24 protein-coding genes and 1 tRNA gene are annotated in these 23,927 nt (G+C 70.9%); 16 read left to right on the forward strand and 9 right to left on the reverse strand.

Translation table 11 applies throughout. The features are described from left to right. Positions 1-107 precede the first annotated feature (107 nt). From ACLII4_RS06065 to ACLII4_RS06080, 4 genes are all read left to right on the forward strand, one after another. Complete coding sequence (locus tag ACLII4_RS06065) at positions 108-1,490, forward strand: INTS11 family MBL fold metallo-hydrolase (protein WP_412070003.1); 1,383 nt, start codon at positions 108-110, stop codon at positions 1,488-1,490. Between the two features lie 113 nt (positions 1,491-1,603). Further along, positions 1,604-2,083, forward strand: coding sequence for a PaaI family thioesterase (locus tag ACLII4_RS06070; protein ID WP_412070004.1), 480 nt, complete (start codon positions 1,604-1,606; stop codon positions 2,081-2,083). A 53-nt stretch (positions 2,084-2,136) separates the two neighbouring features. Next, positions 2,137-2,703, forward strand: a complete 567-nt coding sequence (locus tag ACLII4_RS06075; protein ID WP_412070005.1) for a thioredoxin family protein — start codon at positions 2,137-2,139, stop codon at positions 2,701-2,703. A gap of 50 nt (positions 2,704-2,753) precedes the next feature. Continuing rightward, complete coding sequence (locus ACLII4_RS06080) at positions 2,754-3,284, forward strand: DsbA family protein (RefSeq protein ID WP_412070006.1); 531 nt, start codon at positions 2,754-2,756, stop codon at positions 3,282-3,284. A gap of 97 nt (positions 3,285-3,381) precedes the next feature. Here ACLII4_RS06080 and ACLII4_RS06085 read toward each other — a convergent pair whose 3' ends face one another. The 5 genes from ACLII4_RS06085 to ACLII4_RS06105 form a co-directional block, all read right to left on the reverse strand. After that, the gene (locus ACLII4_RS06085) at positions 3,382-5,634 is read right to left on the reverse strand and encodes a sodium-translocating pyrophosphatase (protein WP_412070007.1); all 2,253 of its coding nucleotides are present in this window, start codon (positions 5,632-5,634) and stop codon (positions 3,382-3,384) included. Positions 5,635-5,672: 38 nt separating this feature from the next. Continuing rightward, positions 5,673-6,320 (reverse strand): aminoacyl-tRNA hydrolase, encoded by a 648-nt coding sequence (pth, locus tag ACLII4_RS06090; RefSeq protein WP_412070008.1) that lies wholly within the window; start codon positions 6,318-6,320, stop codon positions 5,673-5,675. Positions 6,321-6,391: 71 nt separating this feature from the next. After that, positions 6,392-7,033, reverse strand: coding sequence for a 50S ribosomal protein L25 (locus ACLII4_RS06095; RefSeq protein WP_412070009.1), 642 nt, complete (start codon positions 7,031-7,033; stop codon positions 6,392-6,394). Between the two features lie 212 nt (positions 7,034-7,245). Then, positions 7,246-8,229: a ribose-phosphate diphosphokinase gene (locus tag ACLII4_RS06100; protein ID WP_412070010.1), complete on the reverse strand. Its 984-nt coding sequence runs from the start codon at positions 8,227-8,229 to the stop codon at positions 7,246-7,248. Positions 8,230-8,278: 49 nt separating this feature from the next. Beyond that, positions 8,279-8,349, reverse strand: a tRNA-Gln gene (locus tag ACLII4_RS06105). Positions 8,350-8,462: 113 nt separating this feature from the next. Between ACLII4_RS06105 and ACLII4_RS06110 the strand changes: the two genes are divergently transcribed. Further along, positions 8,463-9,266, forward strand: coding sequence for an aspartate/glutamate racemase family protein (locus tag ACLII4_RS06110; RefSeq protein ID WP_412070011.1), 804 nt, complete (start codon positions 8,463-8,465; stop codon positions 9,264-9,266). A gap of 341 nt (positions 9,267-9,607) precedes the next feature. Here the strand turns inward: ACLII4_RS06110 and ACLII4_RS06115 are convergent, their stop codons facing one another. From ACLII4_RS06115 to rpsT, 3 genes are all read right to left on the reverse strand, one after another. Next, on the reverse strand, positions 9,608-10,906 hold the full coding sequence (locus ACLII4_RS06115) for an OmpA family protein (RefSeq protein ID WP_412070012.1): 1,299 nt from the start codon (positions 10,904-10,906) through the stop codon (positions 9,608-9,610). Between the two features lie 234 nt (positions 10,907-11,140). After that, positions 11,141-12,652 carry a PKD domain-containing protein gene (locus ACLII4_RS06120; protein ID WP_412070013.1) on the reverse strand — a complete coding sequence of 504 codons (1,512 nt, stop codon included), beginning with the start codon at positions 12,650-12,652 and terminating at the stop codon, positions 11,141-11,143. 374 nt (positions 12,653-13,026) lie between these two features. Beyond that, entirely contained in the window at positions 13,027-13,284 is a 258-nt protein-coding gene (gene rpsT, locus ACLII4_RS06125; protein WP_412070014.1) for a 30S ribosomal protein S20, read from the reverse strand. A 169-nt stretch (positions 13,285-13,453) separates the two neighbouring features. Here rpsT and ACLII4_RS06130 point away from each other — a divergent pair, with 169 nt between their 5' ends. The 11 genes from ACLII4_RS06130 to ACLII4_RS06180 all read left to right on the forward strand — a co-directional run bounded on the left by ACLII4_RS06130 (position 13,454) and on the right by ACLII4_RS06180 (position 22,543). Further along, complete coding sequence (locus tag ACLII4_RS06130) at positions 13,454-14,347, forward strand: M23 family metallopeptidase (RefSeq protein ID WP_412070015.1); 894 nt, start codon at positions 13,454-13,456, stop codon at positions 14,345-14,347. 114 nt (positions 14,348-14,461) lie between these two features. Beyond that, entirely contained in the window at positions 14,462-14,899 is a 438-nt protein-coding gene (locus ACLII4_RS06135) for a bactofilin family protein (RefSeq protein WP_412070016.1), read from the forward strand. Positions 14,900-14,901: 2 nt separating this feature from the next. Continuing rightward, positions 14,902-15,312 (forward strand): AtpZ/AtpI family protein, encoded by a 411-nt coding sequence (locus tag ACLII4_RS06140; RefSeq protein WP_412070017.1) that lies wholly within the window; start codon positions 14,902-14,904, stop codon positions 15,310-15,312. 239 nt (positions 15,313-15,551) lie between these two features. Continuing rightward, on the forward strand, positions 15,552-15,851 hold the full coding sequence (locus ACLII4_RS06145) for a hypothetical protein (protein WP_412070018.1): 300 nt from the start codon (positions 15,552-15,554) through the stop codon (positions 15,849-15,851). Next, the gene (atpB, locus tag ACLII4_RS06150; protein WP_412070019.1) at positions 15,851-17,119 is read left to right on the forward strand and encodes a F0F1 ATP synthase subunit A; all 1,269 of its coding nucleotides are present in this window, start codon (positions 15,851-15,853) and stop codon (positions 17,117-17,119) included. Before ACLII4_RS06145 ends, atpB begins: the two co-directional genes overlap by 1 nt. 82 nt (positions 17,120-17,201) lie before the next feature. Beyond that, complete coding sequence (atpE, locus tag ACLII4_RS06155; RefSeq protein ID WP_412060723.1) at positions 17,202-17,429, forward strand: ATP synthase F0 subunit C; 228 nt, start codon at positions 17,202-17,204, stop codon at positions 17,427-17,429. Positions 17,430-17,541: 112 nt separating this feature from the next. Further along, positions 17,542-18,054 carry a F0F1 ATP synthase subunit B gene (gene atpF, locus ACLII4_RS06160; protein ID WP_412070020.1) on the forward strand — a complete coding sequence of 171 codons (513 nt, stop codon included), beginning with the start codon at positions 17,542-17,544 and terminating at the stop codon, positions 18,052-18,054. A 70-nt stretch (positions 18,055-18,124) separates the two neighbouring features. Further along, positions 18,125-18,676, forward strand: a complete 552-nt coding sequence (gene atpH, locus ACLII4_RS06165; protein ID WP_412070021.1) for an ATP synthase F1 subunit delta — start codon at positions 18,125-18,127, stop codon at positions 18,674-18,676. Between the two features lie 69 nt (positions 18,677-18,745). After that, on the forward strand, positions 18,746-20,338 hold the full coding sequence (gene atpA / locus ACLII4_RS06170) for a F0F1 ATP synthase subunit alpha (RefSeq protein WP_412070022.1): 1,593 nt from the start codon (positions 18,746-18,748) through the stop codon (positions 20,336-20,338). Positions 20,339-20,438: 100 nt separating this feature from the next. Further along, a complete protein-coding gene (atpG, locus tag ACLII4_RS06175) occupies positions 20,439-21,362 on the forward strand; it encodes an ATP synthase F1 subunit gamma (RefSeq protein WP_412070023.1) in 924 nt (307 codons plus the stop codon). 257 nt (positions 21,363-21,619) lie between these two features. Continuing rightward, positions 21,620-22,543 (forward strand): FAD-dependent oxidoreductase, encoded by a 924-nt coding sequence (locus ACLII4_RS06180; RefSeq protein ID WP_412070024.1) that lies wholly within the window; start codon positions 21,620-21,622, stop codon positions 22,541-22,543. Positions 22,544-22,628: 85 nt separating this feature from the next. On the opposite strand, the gene ACLII4_RS06185 is transcribed toward ACLII4_RS06180, so the two are convergent. Continuing rightward, entirely contained in the window at positions 22,629-23,927 is a 1,299-nt protein-coding gene (locus ACLII4_RS06185) for a TolC family protein (protein ID WP_412070025.1), read from the reverse strand.

Below are 23,927 nucleotides of genomic sequence, written 5' to 3' on the forward strand. Positions count from 1 at the left end.
CCTCGGCGCGCGCCGAGTGCGCGCGCGAAGCGGGCTAAACTCATCGAAAGCGCAGAGCAGAGGCCCGCATCGGGGAGTAGGCTCCGGCAATACCGAAATCCCCTCCGATGAAATACATCTCCCTCGGCGACACCGACGAGATCGCTGCGTCCTGCCACCACCTCACGTTCGGGGGCACGGGCCTGATCCTGGACGCCGGCATGGACCCCGACAAGGACGGCTACGCGGCCGTCCCGCCGTTCGAGCTCTTGAAGTCGCGGCCGGTCGACCACGTCGTCATCACGCACGCCCACCACGACCACCTCGGCTCCCTCCCCGTCCTGTCGAAGGAGGTGCCGCACGCGCAGATCCACATGTCGCGCCCGACGGCGCTGCTGGCGGAGATGCTCCTCCCGTCGTCGGCGCGTCTGCAGAAGCGGCGGGTCCGCGAGGGGTCGACCACGACGGCGCCCGTCTTCGACGTCGAGATGGCCGAGGCGCTGAGCTACCTCTACGACACGCACCTGCTCGACACGCCGTTCGACCTGCGCGGCCACAAGGCCGAGGGGCCGCTCGCAGGGACCTTCTACCACGCCAGCCACGTGTTGGGCGCGGTCGGGCTGATGATCGAGGGCTACGAGAACGGCCAGCGTCGGCGGGTCTTCTACACGTCCGACACGAGCCTGCAGCCGCAGACCATCTTGCCCGAGGCCGATTATCCGGCGGGCCCGGTCGACGTGCTCCTGCTGGAGTCGACGCTGGGCGCCGACCCGGATGCGGAGACGACCTCGCGCAAGGCCGAGGAAAAGCGGCTCGGGCAGGCCATGGCCGACGTGCTGGAGGGCGGCGGCGTCGTGCTGCTGCCCGTCTTCGCCCTCGGCCGCAGCCAGGACATGCTGGCGCTCATCGACCGGTTCAAGCGGCGCGGCCTGCTCCCCGAGGACACCCCCGTCTACACCGCCGGCTCGATGCGCGGCGTCGCTGAGGTCTATGACAAGACGCGCGAGAGCACGCCCCGCATGGACCCCGACTTCGAGGTCTACGGCGTCGACCAGGAGCGCTACCCGCGCACGCAGAAGCGCAAGAACGAGGCGCTCGCCAAGCCGGGCATCTTCGTGCTCACCTCGGGGATGCTCTTCGAGCGGACCCCGTCGTTCGACCTCGCCCGCCAGATCGTCTCGGACTCACGGCACGGCATCTTCTTCGTCGGCTTCTCCAAGGAGGGCTCGCCGGGCGACCGGCTCCAGATTGCCGCCAGCAACGGCGGCTCGATGGTGTTCGACAGCGACGAGGGCCCGGTGTCCATCAAGGCCCGCATCGAGCGGTTCCGCTTTTCCGGCCACAGCCACCGCCAGGACCTCATCGCCGTCGTCGAGCACGTCAAGCCGCGCACCGTCGTGCTCGTCCACGGCGAGTCGGCGGCGAAGGCGTGGATGAAGGAGACCATCGAGCGCCAGCACCCCGACGTCCGCGTGATCGTGCCCGAGCAGGGCGAAGAGATCGAGCTGTGAGCAGGGTACAGGGTACGTGGTTCGAGGTACAGGCATGGGCTGGCGGGGCCCGTCGCGTACCCGGCACCGTGCACCTCGTCCCCACCCGCACCCGGTCTAGAGACTGACTACCGATGACCCCCGACCTCTCCGGTGACACCGGCTGGCAGCCGCTTGCGTCCTTCGCCACGGCGATGGGCACCGAGTCCTTCGTCTCGACCGACGACGACGGCGACCGGATCCGCGTCCGCTACTACACCGACGATGCCGGCCACGTCTGGGCGCGCGCGTGGTTCGGCCCCGGCGCCGAAGGGCCGCCCGGCCACGCGCACGGCGGCGCCCTGGCGGCCCTCCTCGACGAGGCGATGGGGATGGCCGCGCTCGCGTCGGGCCGCATCGTCGTCGCCGCCCGCATCGAGGTCGACTTCCGGGCGCTCGTGCCGCTGCGGCAGGTCGTCACCGCCGAGGTGGCGGTCGGCGAGGCGGTCGGGGTAAAGGTGCCCGTCCGCGCCGTCCTCCGCCGGGGCGACCGGGTGGTCTGCGAGTCGACCGGGCTGTTCGTCGAGGTGGGCACCGAGGGGATGGGCGAGGCCGCCGCGCGAGCGGGGAGGTAAGGCCGGGACCGCATCGCCCGTCGGGCGTAGTCCTGATTCCCTTCTCGCTCCGCATGACCTCCCATCTCGCCACCGCCGCCGACCGCTCCGCCGACTGGGCCCGCGCCCTCCCCTTCGAGCCCTGGCTCGCCGCCGCCGAAGACCTGGTCGAGCTGTGGACCTCCGCCTATGATCGCGCCCGCGTCTCCGACGACTTGGTCGCCCGCGTGAACGCCGTGCCGGGCACGTGGAAGCTCCTCGTGATCAGCGAGGACTGGTGCATCGACGCCACCACGACCGTCCCACCGCTCGCGCGCCTGGCCGCGCTCGCGGACGCGCTGGAGCTCCGCGTCTTGGACCGCGACGAGAACCTCGAGTTGATGGACGAGCACCTCACGAACGGCCGCGCCCGCTCCATTCCCGTCGCCATCCTCCTGGACCCCACCGGCACCGAGCGCGGCTGGTGGGGGCCTCGCCCGGCCGACCTCCAGGCGTGGTTCGAGGGCCCTGGCCAAGAGGTCGAAAAAGACGACCGGTACAAAGAGCTGCGCCGGTGGTACGCCCGCGACCGGGGCCAGAGCACGCTCGCGGAAGTCGTCGCGCTTGTCGAAGCCGCCAGCGGCTCCGGCGCCGTCGGCTAGGCGGGCGCCCCCCGCCGCCTGCGCACCCCATTCTCCGACAGGTCCGACCGATGCCCCTGACCCCGCCCCTCGCCGACGCCGACCACCTCGCCGGGCCTGACGACGCCCTCGTGACGCTCGTTCAGTACGGCGACTTTGAGTGCCCGTACTCGAAGGACGTGCACGACATCGTGCGCGAGATCCGCGACAAGCACCCGATGGGCGTGCGGTTCGCCTTCCGGCACTACCCGCTCCGCCCGCACCCGAACGCGCTGGCGGCGGCTGTCGCCGCCGAAGAGGCCGCGCGGCAGGGCGGCTTCTGGCTTCTCCACGACCGGATGTACGCCCACCAACTGACCTTGCGCCCGAGCGACCTCGCCGCCCACGCCGACGCGGTCGGACTGGACGGCGGCGCCGTGCGTCAAGCCGTCGACGCGAAGGAGGGCGCCGACGAGATCCTGGCCCAGAAAAAGCAGGCCGTCGCGGCTGGCGTCCGCACGACGCTCGGGCTGTGGATCGACGGCGAGTGGGTCGAGGAGGACGCCTTGGAGGAGGCGCTCGTCGAGCGCGTCATCAAGCCCCTCCACGCCGCCGGCCTCTAACCCCGGCCGACCTGCTGGCGCCAGCAGGTCATAAAAAGACGCCCGGCCTCGCGAGGAGACCGGGCGTCCAAGTCCGTCTGGCGGAACGCCGCGAGCGCTACTGCGCGGCGACGGTCGGGACCAACTCGATCGCGTCGTCCTCAACGTCCGCCGCGGCGGCGTCGCCGAGGTCGGCGTCCTCGAGCTCGAGGCGGTCGTCCAGCTCCGCCTCCACCACGTCGCCGGTGCCGGCGATGAGCGGGGCGATGACGAGCGCCACGACGGCGATCAGCTTGACCAGGATGTTGAGCGACGGGCCCGAGGTGTCCTTGAGCGGGTCGCCCACGGTGTCGCCGACGACGGCCGCCTTGTGGACGTCGGAGCCCTTGCCGTAGGTCACGCCGTCGAACGTGACGCCGGACTCAATGCGCTTCTTGGCGTTGTCCCAGGCACCGCCGGCGTTCGACTGGAAGATGGCCATGAGCACGCCCGTGACCGTCACGCCGACCAGCAGGCCGCCGAGCATGTTCTTGTCGTAGAACCCGACGGCGACCGGCACGACGACGGCGAGCACGCCCGGGAGGATCATCTCCCGGAGCGCGGCCTTGGTCGAGATGTCGACGCAGCGCGCGTGGTCGGCTTTGGCCGTGCCCTCGCGGAGCCCGGGGATCTCGGCGAACTGGCGCCCGACCTCCTTGATCATGTCGCCCGCGGCGCGGCCGACGGCGTTCATGGCCATGGCCGAGAACACGAACGGCAGCATGCCGCCGATGAGCACGCCTGCCAAGATGCGCGGGTCGGCCACGTTGATGGCCTCGATGCCCGCCTGCTGCATGAACGCGGCGAACAGCGCCAGCGCCGTGAGCGCGGCCGAGCCAATCGCGAAGCCCTTGCCGATGGCGGCCGTCGTGTTGCCGACGGCGTCGAGCAGGTCGGTCCGCTCGCGGACCTCCTCGGGGAGCCCGGCCATCTCGGCGATGCCGCCGGCGTTGTCCGAGATCGGGCCGTAGGCGTCGACGGCGAGCTGGATGCCCGTCACCGACAGCATGCCGAGCGCGGCGATGGCGATGCCGTAGAGGCCGGCGAACGAGAACGCGCCGACGATGGCGAGCGCCAGCACGATGGTCGGCAGGCCCGTCGAGTACATCCCGACGCCGAGCCCGGCGATGATGTTGGTCGCCGCGCCCGTCACCGAGGCCCGCGCGATGTCGGTCACCGGCTTCGTGTGGGTCGCCGTGTAGTACTCGGTGATGAGCCCGATCGCCGTGCCGGCCGCCAGGCCGATGACCACGGCGATGAAGACGCCGAACGACGTGTACGTGAACGTGCCCACGATGGGCGTCGTGGCCGTGAACTCGGCCGGCAGCATGTACGCGATGATGAAGTAGCTCAGGATGGCCATGAGCCCGGCCGCGCCGAACTCGCCGATGTTGAGCGCGCGCTGCGGGTTGCCGCCCTCCTTCACCTTGACGAAGAAGGAGCCGGCGATGGAGACCAGGATCCCGACCGCCGCGATGACGAGCGGGAGCATGACCGCGCCCAGCGCCATCCCGTCGGCGTCGATCAGGGCCGCCGCGAACGCCGCGCCGAGCACCATCGAACCGATGATGGAGCCGACGTACGACTCGAAGAGGTCGGCGCCCATGCCGGCCACGTCGCCGACGTTGTCGCCCACGTTGTCGGCAATCGTCGCCGGGTTGCGCGGGTCGTCTTCGGGGATGCCCTCGTAGACCTTGCCCGCGAGGTCGGCGCCGACGTCAGCGGCCTTCGTGTAGATGCCGCCGCCGACGCGCGCGAACAGCGCGATCGACGAGGCGCCGAGCGAGAAGCCCGCGAGCACGTTGAGCGCCCGCGTCACCTCCAGGCCGTCCAGGCCGGCGACCGTGTTCGTGTCGAACATGCCGGAGTAGACGACGAACAGACCGCCGAGGCCGAGCAGGCCGAGGCCGACGACCGACAGGCCCATCACGAGGCCGCCCGAGAAGGCGACGTTGAGGGCGCCGCCGAGCGAGGTCCGCGCGGCGTTCGTGGTGCGGACGTTGGCCTTGGTGGCCACGCGCATCCCGAAGAAGCCCGCCAGCCCGGAGCACAGCGCGCCGACGACGAACGAGAGCGCGATCAGCGGCGACGAGTCCTCGCGGCTAAAGTTGGCGAGGAACAGGAGGGCGGCCACGACGACGACGAAGACCGCCAGCACGCGGTACTCGCGGCGCAGGAAGGCGTTGGCGCCCTCCTGAATGTCGTTGGCGATCTCCGCCATGCGGTCGGTCCCGACCGGCTGGGCGTTGACCCAGCGGGAGCGGGTGAAGGCGTAGCCCAGGGCGATGACGCCCGCGAGGGGCACCATCAGGGCGAGAATGTTCGGGTCCATGGTGTAGGTGTGTGCGAGCGAGAGGCGGCGGTCGCGGCTTAGCGCCGGTTGTGCCGGTTCATGGCAGCGTCGAGCCCGTGTCGCGCGAACGTGAGCGACGCGTCGGCGGCGGCTTCGAGAGCCGCGTCGAGCGCGTCGCGTTCGTCGTCGTCGAACGGGGACAGGACGAAGTCGACCTGGCCGCCAGACGGGAAGCTATTTCCGACACCGACGCGCAATCGGGGAAACTCGGTGGATCCCAAGGCTTCGATGACGCTGCGGATGCCATTGTGTCCCCCGTGCGAGCCCTGTCCGCGGATCCGGAGCGCACCGAGGGGGAGCGCGAGGTCGTCGTAGACGAGCAGCATTTCGGCCGGGGAGAGGCCGTAGCGGTCGAGCAGCGCGCCGACCGCTTCGCCACTCCGGTTCATCCACGTCAGCGGCCGGGCGACGGCCACGACGGGCGCGGGGGCCTGGGGCGTCTCTGGGTCGGGCGGGAGCTGGGCCTCGGCGACGAACGCGCGCGCGGCCTCGGCGTCCAGCCCCACACCCAGCCGCTCCGCCAGCCGGTCGACCACCATGAACCCGGCGTTGTGGCGCGTGCCGACGTAGTCGGGCCCGGGGTTGCCGAGGCCCACGACGAGCCGGGTGGCCGCGAGCGCGGGCGGGGGAGGGGCGGTGCCGAAGAGGCGGGAGAGCCAGGACATGGGACGTCTTAAAACAAGCGTAGGGGCACGGCGGTGGGCCGTGCCCCTACGGGAGCGGATCGGGCGGAGGCTTAGGCCTCGTCGCCCTCGGAGTCCTCGCCGTCGGCGGGAGCCTCCAGGCCCTCAGCCATCTCGGTCGAGACGGCCTCGTCCTCCTCGACGACGACGACGCGCGGGACGGTCACCGTCGCGATCGTGCGCGAGAGCTCGGTCAGGATCTCGATGTCCTCGCCGAGGTCGAGCTCCTCGACGTGGATCGACTCGTTGACGTCCATCTTCGACACGTCGATCGAGATGTGGCCCGGGATGTCCTTGGGCAGGGCCCGGATCTCGAGCTCGTTGATCGGCTGCGACAGGATGCCGCCGGCCTTGACGCCGCGGGGGGCGCCCTCGAGGCGGATCGGGACCACCATCGTCAGCAGCTCGCCGGCGGTCAGCGCCAGGAAGTCGGCGTGGATCGGCGTGTCGGTGACCGGGTGGAAGTCGACGTGCTTGAGGATGGCCTCGTGGTCGTCGCCGCCGGCCGTGATCGCGACGCGGTAGGTCTCCGTGGTGAAGATGAGCGGGCGGAGCGCCAGCGTCTCGACCGAGAAGTGGACGGGCTCGGTGTGGGAGCCGTAGAGGACACAGGGGACGAGGCCCTCGCGGCGGACGGCCTTCGTGGCGGTCTTGCCGGTCTCTCGCGTCTGCGTGTCGAGCGTGATGGACTGCATGATATCGGGGTCGGGGTGCCGGCCGCACGACAGTACGCGGCCCGGAACCCGAAGCCTAGCCACCGATCGGGGGGCGCAACCGCGACAAATCTGAGAAGAGGCGCCCACTGGCGCGGGGTGGCGAACGTCCGAATCGAGCTCCCCTTTTCCCAGAGGGGAGGCTTGGCGAGGGGGGGGGCTGTTGGCGCACGCCCCCGCTGGCGCCGCGCCGGTCAGTCCACGAAGAGCGTCGAGATCGACTCATCCTTCTCGATCCGGTTGATGGCGTCGGCGAAGATGGGGGCGACCGAGATCACCTCCAGCTTGTCGATCCGGCGCTGGAGCGGCACCGTGTCCGTCACGATGAGCCGGCTCAGCGGGCTCGCCTCGATGCGGTCGAGCGCCGGGCCCGAGAGCAAGGGGTGCGTACAGAAGGCCTGCACGTCGAGGGCACCGGCGTCCGCGAGCGCGGTCGCGCCCGAGGTCAGCGTGCCCGCCGTGTCGCACAGGTCGTCAATCAGCAGGCAGTTCTTGCCCTCCACGGACCCGATGATGTTCATGACCTCGGCCACGTTCGCCTCCGGCCGTCGCTTGTCGATCAGCGCCAGCCCGGCGCCGAGCCGCTTGGCGTACGCGCGGGCAATCTTCGAGGCGCCCACGTCCGGCGCCACCACCACCAAGTTCTCGCGGAAGGCCCGCGCCGACTGGCCGTTTGTGATGGCGCCCTCCGCCAGCGTGTTCGCGTCCAGCCACTGCTCGAAGACCGCGCTGCCGTAGAGGTGGTCGACCGGGATGTCGAAGAAGCCCTGGATCTGGGCCGCGTGCAGGTCCATCGTCAGCACCCGGTCGACGCCGGACTGCTCCAGCATCTGGGCGATCATCTTGGCCGCGATGCTCACGCGCGGCTGGTCCTTGCGGTCCTGCCGGGCGTACCCGAAGTACGGGATCACCGCCGTAATCCGCGCCGCCGAGGCCCGCCGGGCCGCGTCGATCATCAGGAACAGCTCCATCCAGTGGTCCGCCGGCGGCGGCGTCGACTGGACGATGAACAGGTCGGTCCCGCGGATCGACTCCTCGTAGCGGACGTAGATCTCACCGTCAGAGAAGTTGCGCAGCGTGACGTTGCCGAGGTTCCACCCGCCGGCCTCGGCGATGCCCCGAGCGAGCGCCGGGTTTGAGCGGCCGGCGAAGATCGAGACGGGGAGGTCGGTCGGCACGGGGGCGGGGCGCTAAGGGTCCGGCGGGGCGTCCGGGCGGGACGCGGGGTTGCCCCAGGAGGATTCGAACCTCCACAACCACTTCCAAAGAGTGGGGTGCTGCCATTACACCATGGGGCAGACGCGGCACGGGCGGACCCGGCCGACAGTGCGAAACTACCGTCCGCCCGACCCTGCCGGCACCCCGACCTGCACGTCGGCGTTGGCGCCATCCCCTCTTGCCCCGCTCTTCATTGCCCGACCCCGCCCTCACCGCGCTGAATGGCGCCCCGTCTCCCGACGAGCGCGCCGCCATCGGCGTCCTCGGCGGGCTCGGCCCCTATGCCGGGCTCGACCTCGTCCGCGGCATCTTCGACGAGACCGACGCGGCCAGCGACCAGGCGCACCTCCCGGTCGCCCTCATCTCATACCCGAACCGCATCCCCGACCGCGCGACGTGGCTGGCGGACCCTACCGCCCCGAGCCCGCTCCCGGCCATGATGGCGGTCTTGCGTCGCTTGGACGACGCCGGCTGCGCGGTGGCTGGCGTCCCCTGCAACACCGCCCACGCGCCGGCCCTGTTCGACCGCCTGCGGGACGGGCTGCTGGCGGACGGCCGCGAGCTGGAACTGATCCACATCGTCGACGCCATCGTCGCGCGCCTCGCCGAGGTAGCGCCGGCTGCCACCACCATCGGCGTGCTGGCGACGACCTCGTCGATCGAGAACCGGCTCCACGAGATCGGGCTGGAGGCCGCCGGGCTCCATGCCGTCGTGCCCGACGCGGCGCACCAAGCGGCGGTGGAGGACGCGATCTACGGACCGACCGGCCTCAAGGCCGAGAGCACCCCGCCTCGCCCTGAGGCCCGGCAGGCGCTTCTCGACGCGGCCGACCACCTGATCGCGCATGGCGCCGAGGCCGTCATCCTGGGCTGCACCGAACTCCCGCTCGCCGTTCCCGAGCCCGACCGCGGCGGCGTTCCGTTCGTCAACTCGACGCGGGCTCTGTCCCGCGCGCTCATCCGCGCCAGTCACCCCGGAAAGCTCCGCCGCCCCTAGCGCGGTCGGGGCTGGTAGATCCCTGGCCTGGGGCGTGTGGACATTCACCCAGATCGGCTCGTGGGCCAGATTCCGCTGTCTCCGCGTCCCGATCGTCGTCCGGGGCTACGGCCCCGCACTCCTCACGCTCGTTGTGACGCCGAAATCGTGACCTCACGCGAGCCCGACCTCGCAAACGTCCACACGCCCCAGCGCGGCCCTCCCGTGTTTTCCCGAGCCGGAGATCCCCCTGTTCACAACCAAAGCGGCCCCACCCAGTGAAGGGCAGGGCCGCATGGCGGAAGGCCGACAGGGGCGCCGTCGGCCCCGAACGCCCGCCAGTCGTGGCGCGCGGTCGGCGCCTAGTAGGGGTCGTACGAGGGGTTCTCCAGCAGGAACCGGAACCGCTCGCAGTCGACCGGGAGCGACTCCACGCGGCGGTTGCGGCCGCAGCCTGGGCCCGGATCCTCCTTGTCGCACGCCGGCGACGCCGTGCCGCGGTTGCGGATCTGAAGGCTTGAGGCGCCAACGCCCTGGCTCAGGTAGTAGTCGTAAACGGCCTGGGCGCGCTGCCCAGCGAGGCCCATCCCGAGGCGGTCGCCCTCGGCCGTGTCCGTGAACCCGTCGATGAACACGCAGCAGGCCGAGTTCGAGAGCAGCAGCTCCACGTTCTCATCGAGCAGCATCCGCGCGCGGCGGTCGAGCGTGCCCGAGCCGTAGTCGAAGTACACCGGGTTGAGCTCCACCAAGTCGCAGACGAGCGGCTCGGGCTCCGGCTCCGGGCGGACCGGCGGCGGGATGTACCGCGGCGGCGGCGGGATGAAGTCCGCACGCGGTGAGCCCCCGAAGCCGAGCCGCAGCCCGCCCCCGATCAGCGCCGTGTTGAACCGGCCGTCGAAGTCGCTGTCGCCGTTCGGGTTCACCTCGCGGCAGTCCGGCAGTTCACCACCGTTCGAGCAGAAGGGCTGGCCCTCCTTCTTGATGCACGCCTCGTAGTTGTACGTCGAGGCGTTCACGTCACAGACGTCCGGGCCTGCGGACGCGTTGGCGATGGCCCGCGCCACCGTCGAGGAGCCGACGTCCGTCAGGCCGAACCGGTAGCTCGCCTCGGCGAACAACGCCAGGTTCCGGCTCACGCCGTACTCCACGCCCAGACCGACCGGGATCGCCAGCGCGGGCGAGTCCACGCGGTCGTCGCCGTCCGTCGGGAAGAGCGCGCTGAGGCCCGAGAACACGTAGGGCGCCAGGCGCCCAGCGCCCGGCCGCGTCACGTAATACAGCAGGTCCGCCTCGGCCAGGATCGACTCGCTCTGGAGGTACGGGTTCGTCCCCGCCAGCCCGTCATCGGCGCCGATGTTGACGAGCCCGCCCATCAGGCGGCCGTAGAGCTGGCCCGCCAGCGGGAACGTCAGTTCCGCGGTCACGCCGAGGTTCGTGTCGATCACGTCGCGCTGCGCGGCGGCGTCGCCGGTCAGGCGGTCGGGTCCGTCGTAGATGAAGGCGTGTACGCCCACACCGACGCGGACGCCGGGCATGCCGTCGTCGTAGTCGACGCGCTCGCCGTAGGGGGCGTCGTAGCCGTCGAGGCCGTTGTACACGGGCTGCGCCACGGCCGCCGAGGCGACGAGTGCGAGCACCGCGAGGAGAGTCAAACGAGTCATGAGTCCTGGGGAAGGGAGGGGGACGGGTCGCCGGGCAAGCCCCGAGCGGGCGTTCGGAGGGCTCATCTCCAAAAACCTGGCACAACTCAGGTACGCCGGGTTCAGCCTCGGAAACGGGGCTCGCGGGGTTCCATCTCTCGGGGATATAGCGCCGCGAGTACGCACAAAAAAAGGGGCGGCCCACCGGATGGTGGACCGCCCCAACGAGCCGAAGCTCAGAGCCGAAGGCTCAGATTAGAACCCGGCGCAGGACGACGGGATCGAGTCGGCGCGACGGGCACGGCTGTCGCCGGGGCCCGGATCCTCCTTGGAGTTCGCGTCCGGATCGACGCCGCGGCCGATGGCGCGGAGACGGTCCGCGTCAACACCCTGAGCGACGTAGTACTGGAGCACGGCGTCGGCACGGGCCTGCGAGATCCGCATGGCGTCGCCCGGCTCCGAGCCGTCCGAGTAGCCATTGATCGTCACGCAGACGTCCGGGCAGCGGCGCAGGATCTCGATGTTCTCATCGAGACGGCTGGCAGCATCCGCGGTCAGCGTCGTCGAGCCGTAGCCGAAGTAGACCGGGTTGAGCTCCGTGATGTCGGCGCAGTAGGAGTCGCCCACCGTCACCGTCATGGTGCAGGTGTCCGTCCCGTACTGGTTGGTCGCCGTGATCGTCACCGTGTAGGTGCCGGTCTCGGAGTAGGCGTGGCGGGCCGGGAGGGCCGTCGCCGTGGTGCCGTCACCGAAGTCGACCGAGACGCGGTCGGCGTCCGTCGCCGTCGCGTTGACCGTGACCTCCTGGCCAGCGTCCACCGTCATCGGCGTCACGCGGCAGCCAGCGAGGGCCGGCGGCGTCGGGGGCTCGACCACCGTCACCAAGCAGGACTCGGAGTCCTCCCCGCCCTCATTCATCACCATCGCGGTCACCGTGTAGGTGCCGGGGGCGCTAAACGTGTGCGAGGTCGTCATGCCGGAGCCGGTCGAACCGTCGCCCCACTGCCAGGTCGAGGTGACCGGGCGCGTGGCGTCGTCGTTGATCATCATCATGAACGAGCCGGACTGGCCGGCCTCGAGCTCCGCGGGGCACTCCAGGCTCAGGATCTCGGCCGCCGTGTACGGCGGGCGGAACGCGAACTTGAGGCCGCCACCGAGCGTCGCGAGGATGTCGTAGTCCGCGTCGTCGGCCGGGTTGCCGAAGGCGCCCGAGTCGGCGCCGTCAAGGGCGACGTCCGGGAAGACGACCGTCGACTGGCCCGCGAGGAAGAGCGAGAACTGCGGGGTCAGCGCGATGTCGAGGCCGAGGCCGACGACGGGGCCGAAGCCGTACACATCGTCCGTGCCGGCCTGGTTGCGCTCGTTCTCCGTGCCCTGGCCCGAGACGACGGCCGCGCCGAGCTCGACGAAGGGCGAGATCTTGGCGGAGTCGAACGGGAGGTAGCGGAAGAGCGCCTGGAGCTGGTAGGCCTCCTTGCCCTGGATGTTACCGGGGATGGTCTCGAAGGCGCTGATCCCGGCGTGGTACATGAAGCCGAGGCCCAGCGAGAGGTTCTCGTTGAACAGGTAGCCGAGCTCGCCGCCGACACCGAAGCCGGGGCTGTCGAAGCCGTCACCCGGGTCGGGGGTGGCGGTGCCGGGGTCGCCGTCAGTGTTGCCGTCCAGGTCACCGTAGTAGCCGGTGACGCCGCCGCGAAGCAGCACGTAGATGGACTCGCTGGGACGGACGACCTGGGCCTGCGCGGCGCCTGCGATCAGCAGGGCCATGCACCAGGGGAGGAGGAGGGAGAGACGTGAGGTCACGTTCATCTCGGGTCGAGATTGGGTCATGGAGAGGTGGGGTGGGGTGAGGAGATCCTCGGCGGTCGGCCGTGGAGGGGGGGGGAGGTTTGAGAGCGAAACCGCGAGACGACGGGCGCTCAGCCCGGCCCCTCAATGTCCGGCGCCGGCACCCATAGGTGCAAGCGCACGAATCGCACGGTCCACTGGGAGAGGGGAGCCCCCTCCGCTGTGGTCGTGCCACGAGGCGGTCGATCGGGGGATAAACCAGCGACGACCCGGGCGGGTTCCACGCCAGGGCCGTCGGGTGGTCGGCCCGCAGCGAGCGGGCCGGGCAGGCGCGGGCCGCGCCAGGGGGCGCGCTACGCGCTCAGCGTGCCGACGTGGCGCTCCAGCTGGCCCTTCGTGCGGGCGGCCTGGTTCGGGTGCAGCACGCGGCGGCCCGAGAGGCGGTCGAGCTGCGCCTTGATCTCGTTGAGCTTGGTCTCAGCCACGGCCGGGTCCGTCTCGGCCTGGAGTTCCTTGATCAACGTGCGCACGCGGACCTTGTGGTAGCGGTTGCGGAGACGGCGCTTGGCATCCTGGCGAACGCGCTTGGCGGCGGACTTGTGCTGCGGCATAAGAGGCAGGGCCGGCCGAGCCGGCAGAGGACCGCGCATCGGCGGTCGGTCGTCGGGGAGTCCCCTGGAAGGGGGCAGAGCCCGCTAAGTTAGTCTGCGCCCTCGCAGTCCGTATGCAGATGCCACGAACAAAACCGCCCCTCCGAGCCCGCCTGGGCCCATTCCGCCTGTGAAGGACCTCCTCCGCGACCTGTTCTCGCACCCGGGCGTCGCCCGGACCGTCATCGTGCTCGAGCCCGACACGATGAGCACGCCCCGTCAGTACGAGGTCCGCCCCGGCACCGCGCTCTATGCGGGCGTCATCGTCGTCGTCGGGCTCGGGGCCCTGCTGGTCGCGGCCATCGTCCTGACGCCGCTGCGGGGGCTCATCCTGGGGCCCGGCACCGGCGAGCTTCGGGGCGTCGCCGAGACGAACGCCAGCCGCGCCGAGGCGCTCGAGGACTCGCTGGCGATCCAGTATCAGCAGATCGCCCAGCTCCGGGCGCTGATTACGGGAGAGATGGACGCGCTCGCCGACGCCGACCTCGACCCGTCGTCGTTCTCATTGCCGGAGCCGTCTGACACGCCGGTGCGAGCCTCGCCGACACCTGCTGGCGACGACCACGTCCAGCCGGCGCTCTCCCTCGAGACGCTCGGCCCGGCCACCGACGGCGGCGACACGCCCGCCGCCCGGGCCTACCTCGCCAGCCTCCGTCTGCCCGCTCTGCCCCCCGTCGACGGCGTCGAGTCCCGCGGCTTCGACGCTACGCGGGGCCACTTTGCGCTCGACCTCGCCGCCCGCAAGGGATCGCCCGTGCACGCGTTTGCCGACGGGCACGTCGTCTTCGCGGACTGGACACAGGACGGCGGCCTGACGATCGCGGTCCAGCACGCCGACGGCTACCTTTCGGTGTACAAGCACAACGGACGCCTGCTCCGGCGCGTCGGCGACCGCGTCGGCGCACGGGAGACCCTCGCCCTCAGCGGCGACACCGGCGAGATCACGTCGGGCCCGCACCTCCACTTCGAGGTCTGGCGCGATGGGCTCGCGCAGGACCCCGCCACGCTGCTCATCTCGCCCTAGACGGGACCCCGGCGACCGTACGTACCGTCTCTTAACTCAGCGCGCCCCGGCTCAGGCTGCGCTCCTCCACCGCCCCGCACCACGATGGCCCTCTTTCGAGCCGCCGACGATTCCATGGCCAAAACCCGCCCCTCCGCCCCCGTCAACGCCGCCGATCAGCACAACATTATCGGAGCCTCGACGACGGTCGAGGGCACCTTGCGATCGTCGGGCAACGTCAACATCTCCGGCACCGTCGACGGGAACGTCGAGGTGGAGGGCCGGACGATGGTGATGGCGGGCGGCACCATCGAGGGCGAGCTGGCATCGACCAGCGCCGAGGTCGCGGGCGTCGTCAAGGGGCGCGTGACGATCAAGGAGCGCCTGGTGCTCAAGGCCTCGGCCGTCGTTGAGGGCGACATCCGCACGGGCAAGCTCATCGTCGAGGACGGGGCCACCTTCAACGGCCAGTGTCACATGGGCGCCGACGTGCCCTCTCGCGTTGCCTCAGGCGACCGGCCGGCACGGTCCGGCGGCTCGGCCGTCGTCGGTACCGTCGGCGACGCCGCCTAGCCATGGCCCGAAACAAGGACCCCTGGGCGGACCGCCCCGACCGCTTCGACCGCGCAGACCGAGAGTGGCGCGAAAAGTGGGTCGACAAGCCGCCGGACGACGAGGACGACGCGGCGGCCGACCTGCCCGACGACTACCGGAACGAGAAGGTGACGGCCGGGCGCGTCAGCGATGCGTACGGCGACGGCATGCTGGCGGCCGGCCCGCATCTCGGGTTCGGAATGCAGCTCGCGGCGGCCATGGTGTTCTTTGTCGGTCTGGGCATCGTCGTCGATCGCTATTTCGGCACGACGCCGTGGGGCGTGCTCGTCGGCGCCGTGCTCGGGATGATCGGCGTGTTCGCCATGGTCATCCGACTGGCGCGGGAAGCGGATGGGGGCAAGGGGGGCGGGACAAGGGGCAAGAGGGTGTAGGGAGGCCCGTGGTGGCGCTTGGCGTGGGGGCGGATGCGGTGGGGTGCGGCCGTGGCGGAGCCGGTGCAGCCGGTCCCGAGATCGCCGGAGAGGTCCCCCTGTCTCCCGTCCCGAACCTCGTGCCCTCCCAGGCCGCTTTGCCCCGTCTTCACCCCGCCTTGAGGGCACCTCGATAGTGGCCATCCTAGCTTCTTGTCCACCCGTTGCGGGCCGTCCCCGCGTCCCCCGTCGTCCCCCCGATGAGCCTCCTCGCAAGCCTCCTGCTCGGCGCACTCCTGGGTGTGGCGTATACGGCGGCGGCGCTGCTCGTCGCTCGGCGGGCCTCGGCGGTCGCCGACGGCAACAAGGTGTTGCAGATGGTCCTGGGCGGGATGCTCGCCCGGATGGCCCTGATGCTCGCCGCCTTCGCCGCGATCCTCGCGCTCGTCCCCGTCCAGCGTGGGCCGTTCGTGCTCGGGCTGGGCGTCGTGTTCGTGATCGGTCTCGTCGTGGAAGTCTTCTTCGTCCTCGGCCGCACGGCCGCCACCCCCGGCTCCTGATGCGGATGCTCCGCCCGCTGTTCGTCGCCCTCGCGCTGCTCGTCGGCTTCGCGCCCCCCGCGCTGGCCGCCGGCGACGGCGAGAAGCTCGACGCCGTCCACCACACGTCGGATGGGTACTACCTCGACTTCTCGCCCATGGGCAAGATCGAGATGCCGCGGCTGTTCCTGACGCGCCGCGCCGACGGCTCGATCGGGCTCGACGCCTTCGGGTCGTCGACCGCCGCCGTCGCCTCGGGCCTGTACGCGATCGAGCGGGACGGCGAAGGAGGCCACGGCGCAGGCGACGCCGACGGCGCGGCCGAGCACAGCGGTGAGGACGGGGGCGAGAGCCTCACCGAGGAGTTGTTGGAAGCCAACGCCGAGGAGATCCTTGGCGAAAGCGTCGAGGCCGAGGCGCCGTACGATGCCCACCTGGTGGCCACGGATGGCCAGGTCATCATCGACCTGAGCCTGACGCGGCACCTTGTCTTCGCTTTCCTCGCCTCGCTGCTCTTGCTGGTGCTGTTCCTGCCGGTCGCAGGGAAGTACAAGCGGGGCATCGGCCGGACGTCGGCGCCCCGGGGGGTGATCCAGAACACGCTGGAGACGCTGGTGATCTACATCCGCGACGAGGTGGCCAAGCCGAACCTCGGGGACAAGACCGACAAGTACCTCCCGTACCTGCTGACGGTCTTCTTCTTCATCCTGGCGTGCAACCTGCTCGGGCTGGTCCCCTTCGGGGCGACGGCCACGGCCAACATCACCACGACGGCCGTCCTGGCGATCCTGACGTTCATCGTCACGCAGTTTGCCGGGACGAAGGACTACTGGGGCCACATCTTCAACCCGCCCGGGGTCCCGATGATCGTCAAGCCGATCCTGATCCCGATCGAGATCCTGGGCCTGTTCACCAAGCCGTTCGCGCTCGCGGTCCGGCTCTTCGCCAACATGACGGCGGGGCACCTGGTGATCCTCAACCTGCTCGGGCTCATCTTCATCATCGGCGGGATGAGCGAGACGGCGGGCTACCTCACCTCGGTCCCGGCCGTCTTGCTGACCGTCGCGGTCTACTTCCTGGAGATCCTGGTCGCCTTTATCCAGGCCTACGTGTTCACGATCCTGAGCGCCCTCTTTATCGGGATGGCGACGGCCGAGCACGAGCACGACCACGACCACTCGGAAGACCACGGCCTGACCGTCCACGACCTCGCGGTGTCGACCTCGAACGGCCAGACCCCGCACAAACTGCACGACCGCACGGTCGGCACGGAGGCGACGTTCGCCTAGAACGCGCCTCGCTCTCCCGCGGCTCCGGCCGCGACTTTCCCGGGCCCTCGCCCACCCTGACCTCACCCAACCCCCCAATCCCATGGAGTCTGTCGCTCTTGGTTACCTCGGTGCCGGCCTCGGCGCCGGCCTCGCCGTCTTCGGCGCCGCCTACGGCATCGGCCGCCTCGCCGCCGCCGCCCTCGAGGGCTCGGCCCGTCAGCCGGAGGCCTCCGGCGACATCCGGACCACGATGATCATCGCCGCCGCCCTCATCGAGGGTGCCGCGTTCTTCGGCCTGATCGTTTGCATCCTGATGGCGATCAAGTAGTGCGGCGGGCTGCGCACGCGTAGCCCGACCACTGCCTCGCCCGGGACCCCCTGCCCCGTCGGACCGCCGACGGGGCAACCGGGCACTCAATCCCTCAACCCCTGCCATACCGATGGTCGCTTTCGTCCTCGCTGCCGATCTGCTGACGCCCAACGCTGGGCTGGCGATCTGGATGCTGATCGCCTTCCTCATCGTGCTCTTCGTGCTCTCGAAGTTCGCGTTCCCGGCTATGCTCGACGGGCTCAAGGAGCGCGAGAAGACCATCGAGGACTCGCTCGCCCAGGCGGAGCGGGCCAACGCCGAGGCCAAGGCGCTCCTCGCTCAGAACGACGAGGCCCGCCGCGACTCCGAACGCCAGGCGCAGACCATTCTGCGTGAGGCGAAAGAGCAGGCCGATTCGCAGCGCGCCGCCGACGTCGACAAGACCAAGGCCGAGATCGCTCGCTTGCAAGAGTCGGCCCGTGCCGACATCGAGCGCGAGAAGCTCCAGGCGCTCGCCGAGCTTCGCCGCGAGGTCGCCACGCTGGCCGTCGCCGGTGCCGAGAAGATCTTGTCCGAGAAGATCGACGGCCCCGAGCAGAGCCGACTGGTCGACCGTTTCATCGCCGACCTGCCTCAGAACTAGTCCTCGGTTGATGGTTGTCGGTGATCGGAGCGATCCGACTGACAACCGACGACCGATAACCGACAACTCCATGGACCCCGTCGCCCGACGCTACGCCCAGGCCCTCACCGAGGAAGCCCAGGCCACCGACCAGCTCGATGCCGTCGACGCCGACGTGGCCGTCCTCACGGACGCGCTCGACGGCTCGCGTGAGCTGCGCCAGCTGCTCGCCAGCCCGATCGTCTCGCGCGACAAGAAAGGCGCCGTCCTGACCCGTCTGCTCGACGGCAAGGTGGGCGACCTGACGGCCCGCTTTGTGCACATGCTGGTGTCGAAGCAGCGCGAGGGCGACCTCGCGACGGTGCTCGCCGCCTACGGCGCCCTCCGCGACGAGCGGACGGGAACGGTCGAGGCGCGCGTGCGCACGGCCAAGCCGCTCTCGGCCGACGAGGCCGACCGACTCAAGAAGGCGCTCGAAGCCCAGGCCGGCGCCGCCGTCCGCATGGACCTCAGCGTCGACCCGTCGCTCATCGGCGGCATGGTCGTCCGCGTGGGCGACGTCGTCTACGACCAGAGCGTCACGCATCAGCTCGAGACCTTGCGCGGCCAGCTCATCGAGCGCGCCGCGGTCAGCTTCAACTAAGGGGCTCGGTGCTCGGCGACGCGCCGACGACCGACCCGACACCCGATCCCCGAACCCGACAATCGAACCATGGCAACTGCGATCCGCCCCGACGAAGTGACCGCCGTGCTCCGCGAGGAGCTGGGCAACTTTAGCTCCGAGACCGACACCTATGAGGTCGGCACCGTGCTCCAGGTGGGCGACGGCATCGCCCGTCTCTACGGCCTCTCCAAGGTCCAGGCCGGCGAGCTCATCGAGTTCCCCAAGTCCGGCGTGACCGGGATGGTGCTGAACCTCGAGGAGGACAACGTCGGCGCCGTGCTCTTCGGCAACGCGAACTCCGTCGTCGAGGGCGACGAGGCGCGCCGGACCGGCCGCATCGCCTCCATCAAGGTGGGCGAGGGCATGCTGGGCCGCGTCGTCGACCCGCTCGGCAACCCGGTCGACGGCAAGGGCCCGATCGCGGGCGAGACCTTCGAGATGCCCATCGAGCGCAAGGCGCCGGGCGTCATCTACCGCGAGCCGGTCACGGAGCCGCTCCAGACGGGCATCAAGGCGATCGACGCGATGGTCCCGATCGGCCGCGGTCAGCGCGAGCTGGTCATCGGCGACCGCCAGACGGGCAAGACGGCCGTCTTGCTGGACACCATCCTGTCGCAGAAGACGACGCATGAGCCCGGCGGCAAGCCGGTCTACTGCATCTACGTGGCCATCGGCCAGAAGGCGTCGACGGTCGCCACGCTCCAGGCCGCGCTCGAGCGCTACGGCGCCATGGAGTACACGGTCATCGTCAACGCCCCGGCGTCGGCCCCGGCCCCGCTCCAGTTTATCGCGCCGTTCGCCGGTGCCTGCATCGGCGAGCTGTTCCGCGACACGGGCCGCCACGCGCTCTGCATCTACGACGACTTGTCGAAGCAGGCCGTGGCCTACCGCGAGGTGTCCCTGCTGCTCCGCCGCCCGCCGGGCCGCGAGGCGTACCCGGGCGACGTGTTCTACCTCCACTCGCGGCTCTTGGAGCGCGCGGCCAAGATCACGGCCGACGACACGATCGCGAAGGGCATGAACGACCTGCCCGACAGCCTCAAGGGCATGGTGAAGGGCGGCGGCTCGCTGACGGCGCTGCCGGTCATCGAGACGCAGGCCGGTGACGTGTCGGCGTACATCCCGACGAACGTGATCTCGATCACGGACGGCCAGATCTTCCTCGAGTCGAACCTCTTCAACGCGGGTGTCCGCCCGGCCATCAACGTCGGCGTCTCCGTGTCGCGCGTGGGTGGCAACGCCCAGATCAAGGCGATGAAGAAGGTCTCGGGCACGCTGCGCCTCGACCTGGCGCAGTACCGCAACCTGGAGGCGTTCGCCAAGTTCGGCTCCGACCTCGACCCCGCCACGCAGCGCCAGCTCAACCGTGGCGCGCGGCTCGTGGAGGTCCTCAAGCAGGGCCAGTACGACCCCGTGCCCGTCGCCGAGCAGACGGCCATCATTTACGTCGCCGGCCAGGGCCTGATCGACGCCGTGCCGGTCGAGAGCGTCCGCGCCTTCGAGGCCGACTTCCGCGAGGCGCTGCGTCTCAAGCACGCCGACGTGCTGGCGGCCGTCACGTCGACGGGCAAGATGGACGACGCGGCCGTCGCGGCGTTCACGCAGGAGGCGACGGATCTGGCGGCGCAGTACACGGCCTAGAGGGACTACGGGGACGTGGGGACTGGGGACTATGGGTCTTCGGGCCCCGTCCTCGGCCTCCCAGTCCCTCCAGTCCCTATCCCCTCAGTCCCCGCAAGCCATGGCGAGCCTCAGAGACATCCGCAGCCGGATCGGCTCGGTCAAGAACACGCAGCAGATCACGCGCGCCATGAAGATGGTGGCGGCGGCCAAGCTGCGGAAGGCCCAGGAGCGCATCTTCTCGGCGCGGCCGTACGCGTTCAAGATCCGCGAGATGATCGGGCACCTGCGCGCCCGGCTCGACGTGGCCACGCACCCGCTCTTCCAGGAGCGCGAGGCCGTCGACGGCGCGCTCCTGATCGTGGTGACGAGCGACCGCGGGCTGGCGGGCGCGTTCAACGCCAACCTCCTGAAGGTGGCTGAGGCCACGATCGCCGAGCGGTTCGCCACCCAGCGCGACGCCGGGACGCTCAAGATCCTGGCCGTCGGGCGCAAGGCGCACGAGTACTTCGGCAAGCGCGGCTTCGACCTCATCGGCGACTACCAGGGCGTCTTCAACGACCTCAAGTTCCCGCTCGCGGGTGAGGTCGTCGACCTGGCGGTCGAGGGGTTCCTCGATGGGGAGTGGGACGTGGTGGAGGTCGTGTACAACGAGTTCCAGAACACGATCTCGCAGAACCGCGTGGCCGAGCAGCTCCTGCCGATCCCGGCGGAGACCTTCTTCACCCCGGTGATGGAGGGCGACGCGGCGCTCGACACGGACGCGGACGAGGCGGGCGACGTGGAGTACCTGTTCGAGCCGTCGGCGGAGGCGCTGCTGGAGCGGCTGATCCCGGAGTACCTCCAGTACCAGCTGTGGCGCGCGCTCCTGGAGTCGAACGCCTCGGAGCAGGGCGCGCGGATGGTGGCCATGGACAACGCGACCACGAACGCGGGCGAGCTCCTCAAGGACCTCAAGCTGACCTACAACCGGGTCCGCCAGGCGGCGATCACGACCGAGATCATCGAGATCTCGTCGGGCGCCGAGGCGCTGTCGGCCAAGTAGCGGACGCGCTCCGTCTCGACGTTGACCGCCCCAGCTCACGCGAGCCGGGGCGGTTCTTTCTTGGGGTGGGCTCCAACCCGCCAGCCTTCCACCCCGCGCAGGCGCGGATCCATGCGCCGCCACTCGGACGGCGCCTCCGCAGCCCCCGACTCTCTCCTCATCCCTCTCCCGGCGGGGAGAGGGGACACGTTGCCGCGTAGGGCGTGGGCCGCCAGGCTCCGCCGTCGGGATATTGGGGCCCGTTCGCCATTCGACGCATGGACATCTTGGTACTCGGCGCTGGCGTGTCAGGGCTCTCGGCGGCGCTCCGGCTGCTGGAGGCCGGACACGCCGTCGAGATTCGTACCCGAGACCTGCCCTCCGAGACCGTGTCCGCCGTCGCGGCGGCGATCTGGTACCCGTACCGCGCCGATCCAGTGGAGCGCGTGCTGGGGTGGGGGGAGGTCAGCTTGCGGGCGTTCACCCGACTCGCCGACGACGCCGCGACGGGCGTGGTGATGCGCGACGGGGTAGAGGTTTTCCGCGAGCTCGTGGGAGATCCTTGGTGGGCGACGGCAGTCCCCGGGTTTCGCCGGGCGGCGGCGGCGGAGCTCCCCCCCGGCTACCGAGACGGCTACGCGCTGCGGCTTCCCGTCATCGACATGTCGGTGTACCTCGGGTGGCTCGTCGGACAGGTCGAGGCCGAGGGGGGGCGGCTGGTGCGCGGGGCGGTCGCGAGCCTGGACGAGGTCCGGGGCGTGGCGGGTACGGTCGTGAATTGCACGGGGCTGGCGGCTCGCGAGGTCGTGGATGATCCGGTGGTCTACGGCGTGGGGGGCCAGATCCAGATCGTGCGCGCCCCCGGCGTCACGCGGTTCCTGATCGACGATGCCGGGCCGACGTACGTGATCCCGCGCGTGTCCGACGTGGTGCTGGGGGGCACCGCCGACGAAGACGTCGACCACGCGACTGTGGAACCGGCCGTCGCGGCGGCCATCCGCGCGCGGTGCGTGCGCGTGGTGCCGGAGCTGGCCGGCGCGCCCGTGCTGGCGGACCGCGTCGGGATCCGACCGTGCCGGCCGACGGTGCGGCTGGACGTGGAGAACGTCGGCGGCACGCGCGTCATCCACAACTACGGGCACGGTGGCTCCGGCGTGACGCTGTCGTGGGGGTGCGCCGAGGAGGTGGTGCGTCTCGTCTGAGCGACGGCACGAGGAGAGGGGTGCCCGCGCCGCTGGAACGGCCTGCGTCCGGGCGCTTGCGTGGCGGGCGCTGTGAGGCCGGATCTCAGAGGACGGTGCCGGTGGCTAGCGCCAGCAGGAGGCGCTCGAAGCGGGTGGTCACGGCGAGCACGGCGGCGTCGGTGCGGGAGGCGGTGAGGCGGGTACGGAGCTGGGAGACGGCCTGGAGGGTGGTGGTCCCGGCATCGTAGCGGGCGCGCTCGGCGGCGAGCGCGGTCTCGGCGGCAGCGACGCGGGCGGACGCCAGCGGGAGCATCTCGGCGAGGGCGTCGAGACGCACGCGGGAGGTCTCGACGTCGAGCGCGGCGGCGCGGCGGGCGTCGGCGGCGTCGGCACCGAGGGCGGAGGCGCGGGCCGTCGCCTGTCGGACCTGGGCGCGGGTGGCGCCCCGGTCGAGGAGGGGGACCGAGACGCGCAGGCCGAGCGAGCCGGCCCGGTTGTCGGACAACTGGCCGCCGAAGGGGTTGGCGGCGGCGCTGGTGAAGCCGGTCCCCACGGAGGCCGCGAGCGCGATGCGCGGCAAGCGGCTGGCGTGGGCGGCGCGGATGTCCGACCGAGCAGCGGCGGTGGCGGCGTCGGCGGCGCGGATGTCGGGGCGGGTGCGCAAGGCGTCGGTGACGAGGGCCTCGGTGGGGGGGAGAGGCGTGGGGTCGGCTGCTGGCGGAGCCGGGAAGGCGTAGGTGCCGGCCGGGTCGAGACCGAGCAAGCGGACGAGTCCGGCACGAGCCAGAGCCAAGTCGCGCGTGGCGAGCACGACGGCCGTCTGGGCGGCGGCGACGCGCTCGGCCTGCTCGGCGGTCTCCGATGCGGGGCGGGCGCCGAGGGCCACCTGGGCGGCGACCTCGTCCGCGAGCCGGGCTTGCGCGTGGGCCTCGGCCTCGGCTACCTCCCGGGCGGCTCGCGCCTGGGCAACCGCGAGGTAGCCGCGGACCGTCTCGGCCGCCGCCGCGTGCGCCGCGCGCTCGCCACCGAGCCGGGCCGCCAACAGCGCCGCCGACGCCGACCGAGCGCGCGACCGGGCCTCGAACCCGTCGAACACGACGACCTCGGCCGCCAGCCCCGCGTCGATGGACTCGATGGTGGCCTGGGTGAGGGCGCCGGTCGTCTGGTCGAACGCGAGACCGTAGCGCTGGCCGCCGCCGCCGTACGCCGACAGCGCGGGCCGGCGACTGGCGCGGACGGCGTCGAGCGAGGCCCGCGCGCCCTCGGCCTCGGCCGCCGCGCGGAGGACGGCGGCCGAGTGGACGCGGGCGAGGCCCAGCGCCTCGCCCAGCGGGACCACGCGCTCGGCGGGCTGGGCGCTCACGCCGACGGCGAGCAGCAGGAAGAGGAGGGCGGCGCGCAT

It is taken from the genome of Rubrivirga aquatilis (genome assembly GCF_046845665.1).
Lineage (GTDB): Bacteria > Bacteroidota > Rhodothermia > Rhodothermales > Rubricoccaceae > Rubrivirga.

Coding starts and splice junctions, on each gene's coding strand:
- ACLII4_RS06065 (WP_412070003.1), top strand. CDS start 108: ATGAAATACATCTCCCTCGGCGACACCGACGAGATCGCTGCGTCCTGC.
- ACLII4_RS06070 (WP_412070004.1), top strand. CDS start 1,604: ATGACCCCCGACCTCTCCGGTGACACCGGCTGGCAGCCGCTTGCGTCC.
- ACLII4_RS06075 (WP_412070005.1), top strand. CDS start 2,137: ATGACCTCCCATCTCGCCACCGCCGCCGACCGCTCCGCCGACTGGGCC.
- ACLII4_RS06080 (WP_412070006.1), top strand. CDS start 2,754: ATGCCCCTGACCCCGCCCCTCGCCGACGCCGACCACCTCGCCGGGCCT.
- ACLII4_RS06085 (WP_412070007.1), bottom strand. CDS start 5,634: ATGGACCCGAACATTCTCGCCCTGATGGTGCCCCTCGCGGGCGTCATC.
- pth (WP_412070008.1), bottom strand. CDS start 6,320: ATGTCCTGGCTCTCCCGCCTCTTCGGCACCGCCCCTCCCCCGCCCGCG.
- ACLII4_RS06095 (WP_412070009.1), bottom strand. CDS start 7,033: ATGCAGTCCATCACGCTCGACACGCAGACGCGAGAGACCGGCAAGACC.
- ACLII4_RS06115 (WP_412070012.1), bottom strand. CDS start 10,906: ATGACTCGTTTGACTCTCCTCGCGGTGCTCGCACTCGTCGCCTCGGCG.
- ACLII4_RS06120 (WP_412070013.1), bottom strand. CDS start 12,652: ATGGCCCTGCTGATCGCAGGCGCCGCGCAGGCCCAGGTCGTCCGTCCC.
- rpsT (WP_412070014.1), bottom strand. CDS start 13,284: ATGCCGCAGCACAAGTCCGCCGCCAAGCGCGTTCGCCAGGATGCCAAG.
- ACLII4_RS06135 (WP_412070016.1), top strand. CDS start 14,462: ATGGCCAAAACCCGCCCCTCCGCCCCCGTCAACGCCGCCGATCAGCAC.
- ACLII4_RS06140 (WP_412070017.1), top strand. CDS start 14,902: ATGGCCCGAAACAAGGACCCCTGGGCGGACCGCCCCGACCGCTTCGAC.
- ACLII4_RS06145 (WP_412070018.1), top strand. CDS start 15,552: ATGAGCCTCCTCGCAAGCCTCCTGCTCGGCGCACTCCTGGGTGTGGCG.
- atpB (WP_412070019.1), top strand. CDS start 15,851: ATGCGGATGCTCCGCCCGCTGTTCGTCGCCCTCGCGCTGCTCGTCGGC.
- atpE (WP_412060723.1), top strand. CDS start 17,202: ATGGAGTCTGTCGCTCTTGGTTACCTCGGTGCCGGCCTCGGCGCCGGC.
- atpF (WP_412070020.1), top strand. CDS start 17,542: ATGGTCGCTTTCGTCCTCGCTGCCGATCTGCTGACGCCCAACGCTGGG.
- atpH (WP_412070021.1), top strand. CDS start 18,125: ATGGACCCCGTCGCCCGACGCTACGCCCAGGCCCTCACCGAGGAAGCC.
- atpA (WP_412070022.1), top strand. CDS start 18,746: ATGGCAACTGCGATCCGCCCCGACGAAGTGACCGCCGTGCTCCGCGAG.
- atpG (WP_412070023.1), top strand. CDS start 20,439: ATGGCGAGCCTCAGAGACATCCGCAGCCGGATCGGCTCGGTCAAGAAC.
- ACLII4_RS06180 (WP_412070024.1), top strand. CDS start 21,620: ATGGACATCTTGGTACTCGGCGCTGGCGTGTCAGGGCTCTCGGCGGCG.
- ACLII4_RS06185 (WP_412070025.1), bottom strand. CDS start 23,927: ATGCGCGCCGCCCTCCTCTTCCTGCTGCTCGCCGTCGGCGTGAGCGCC.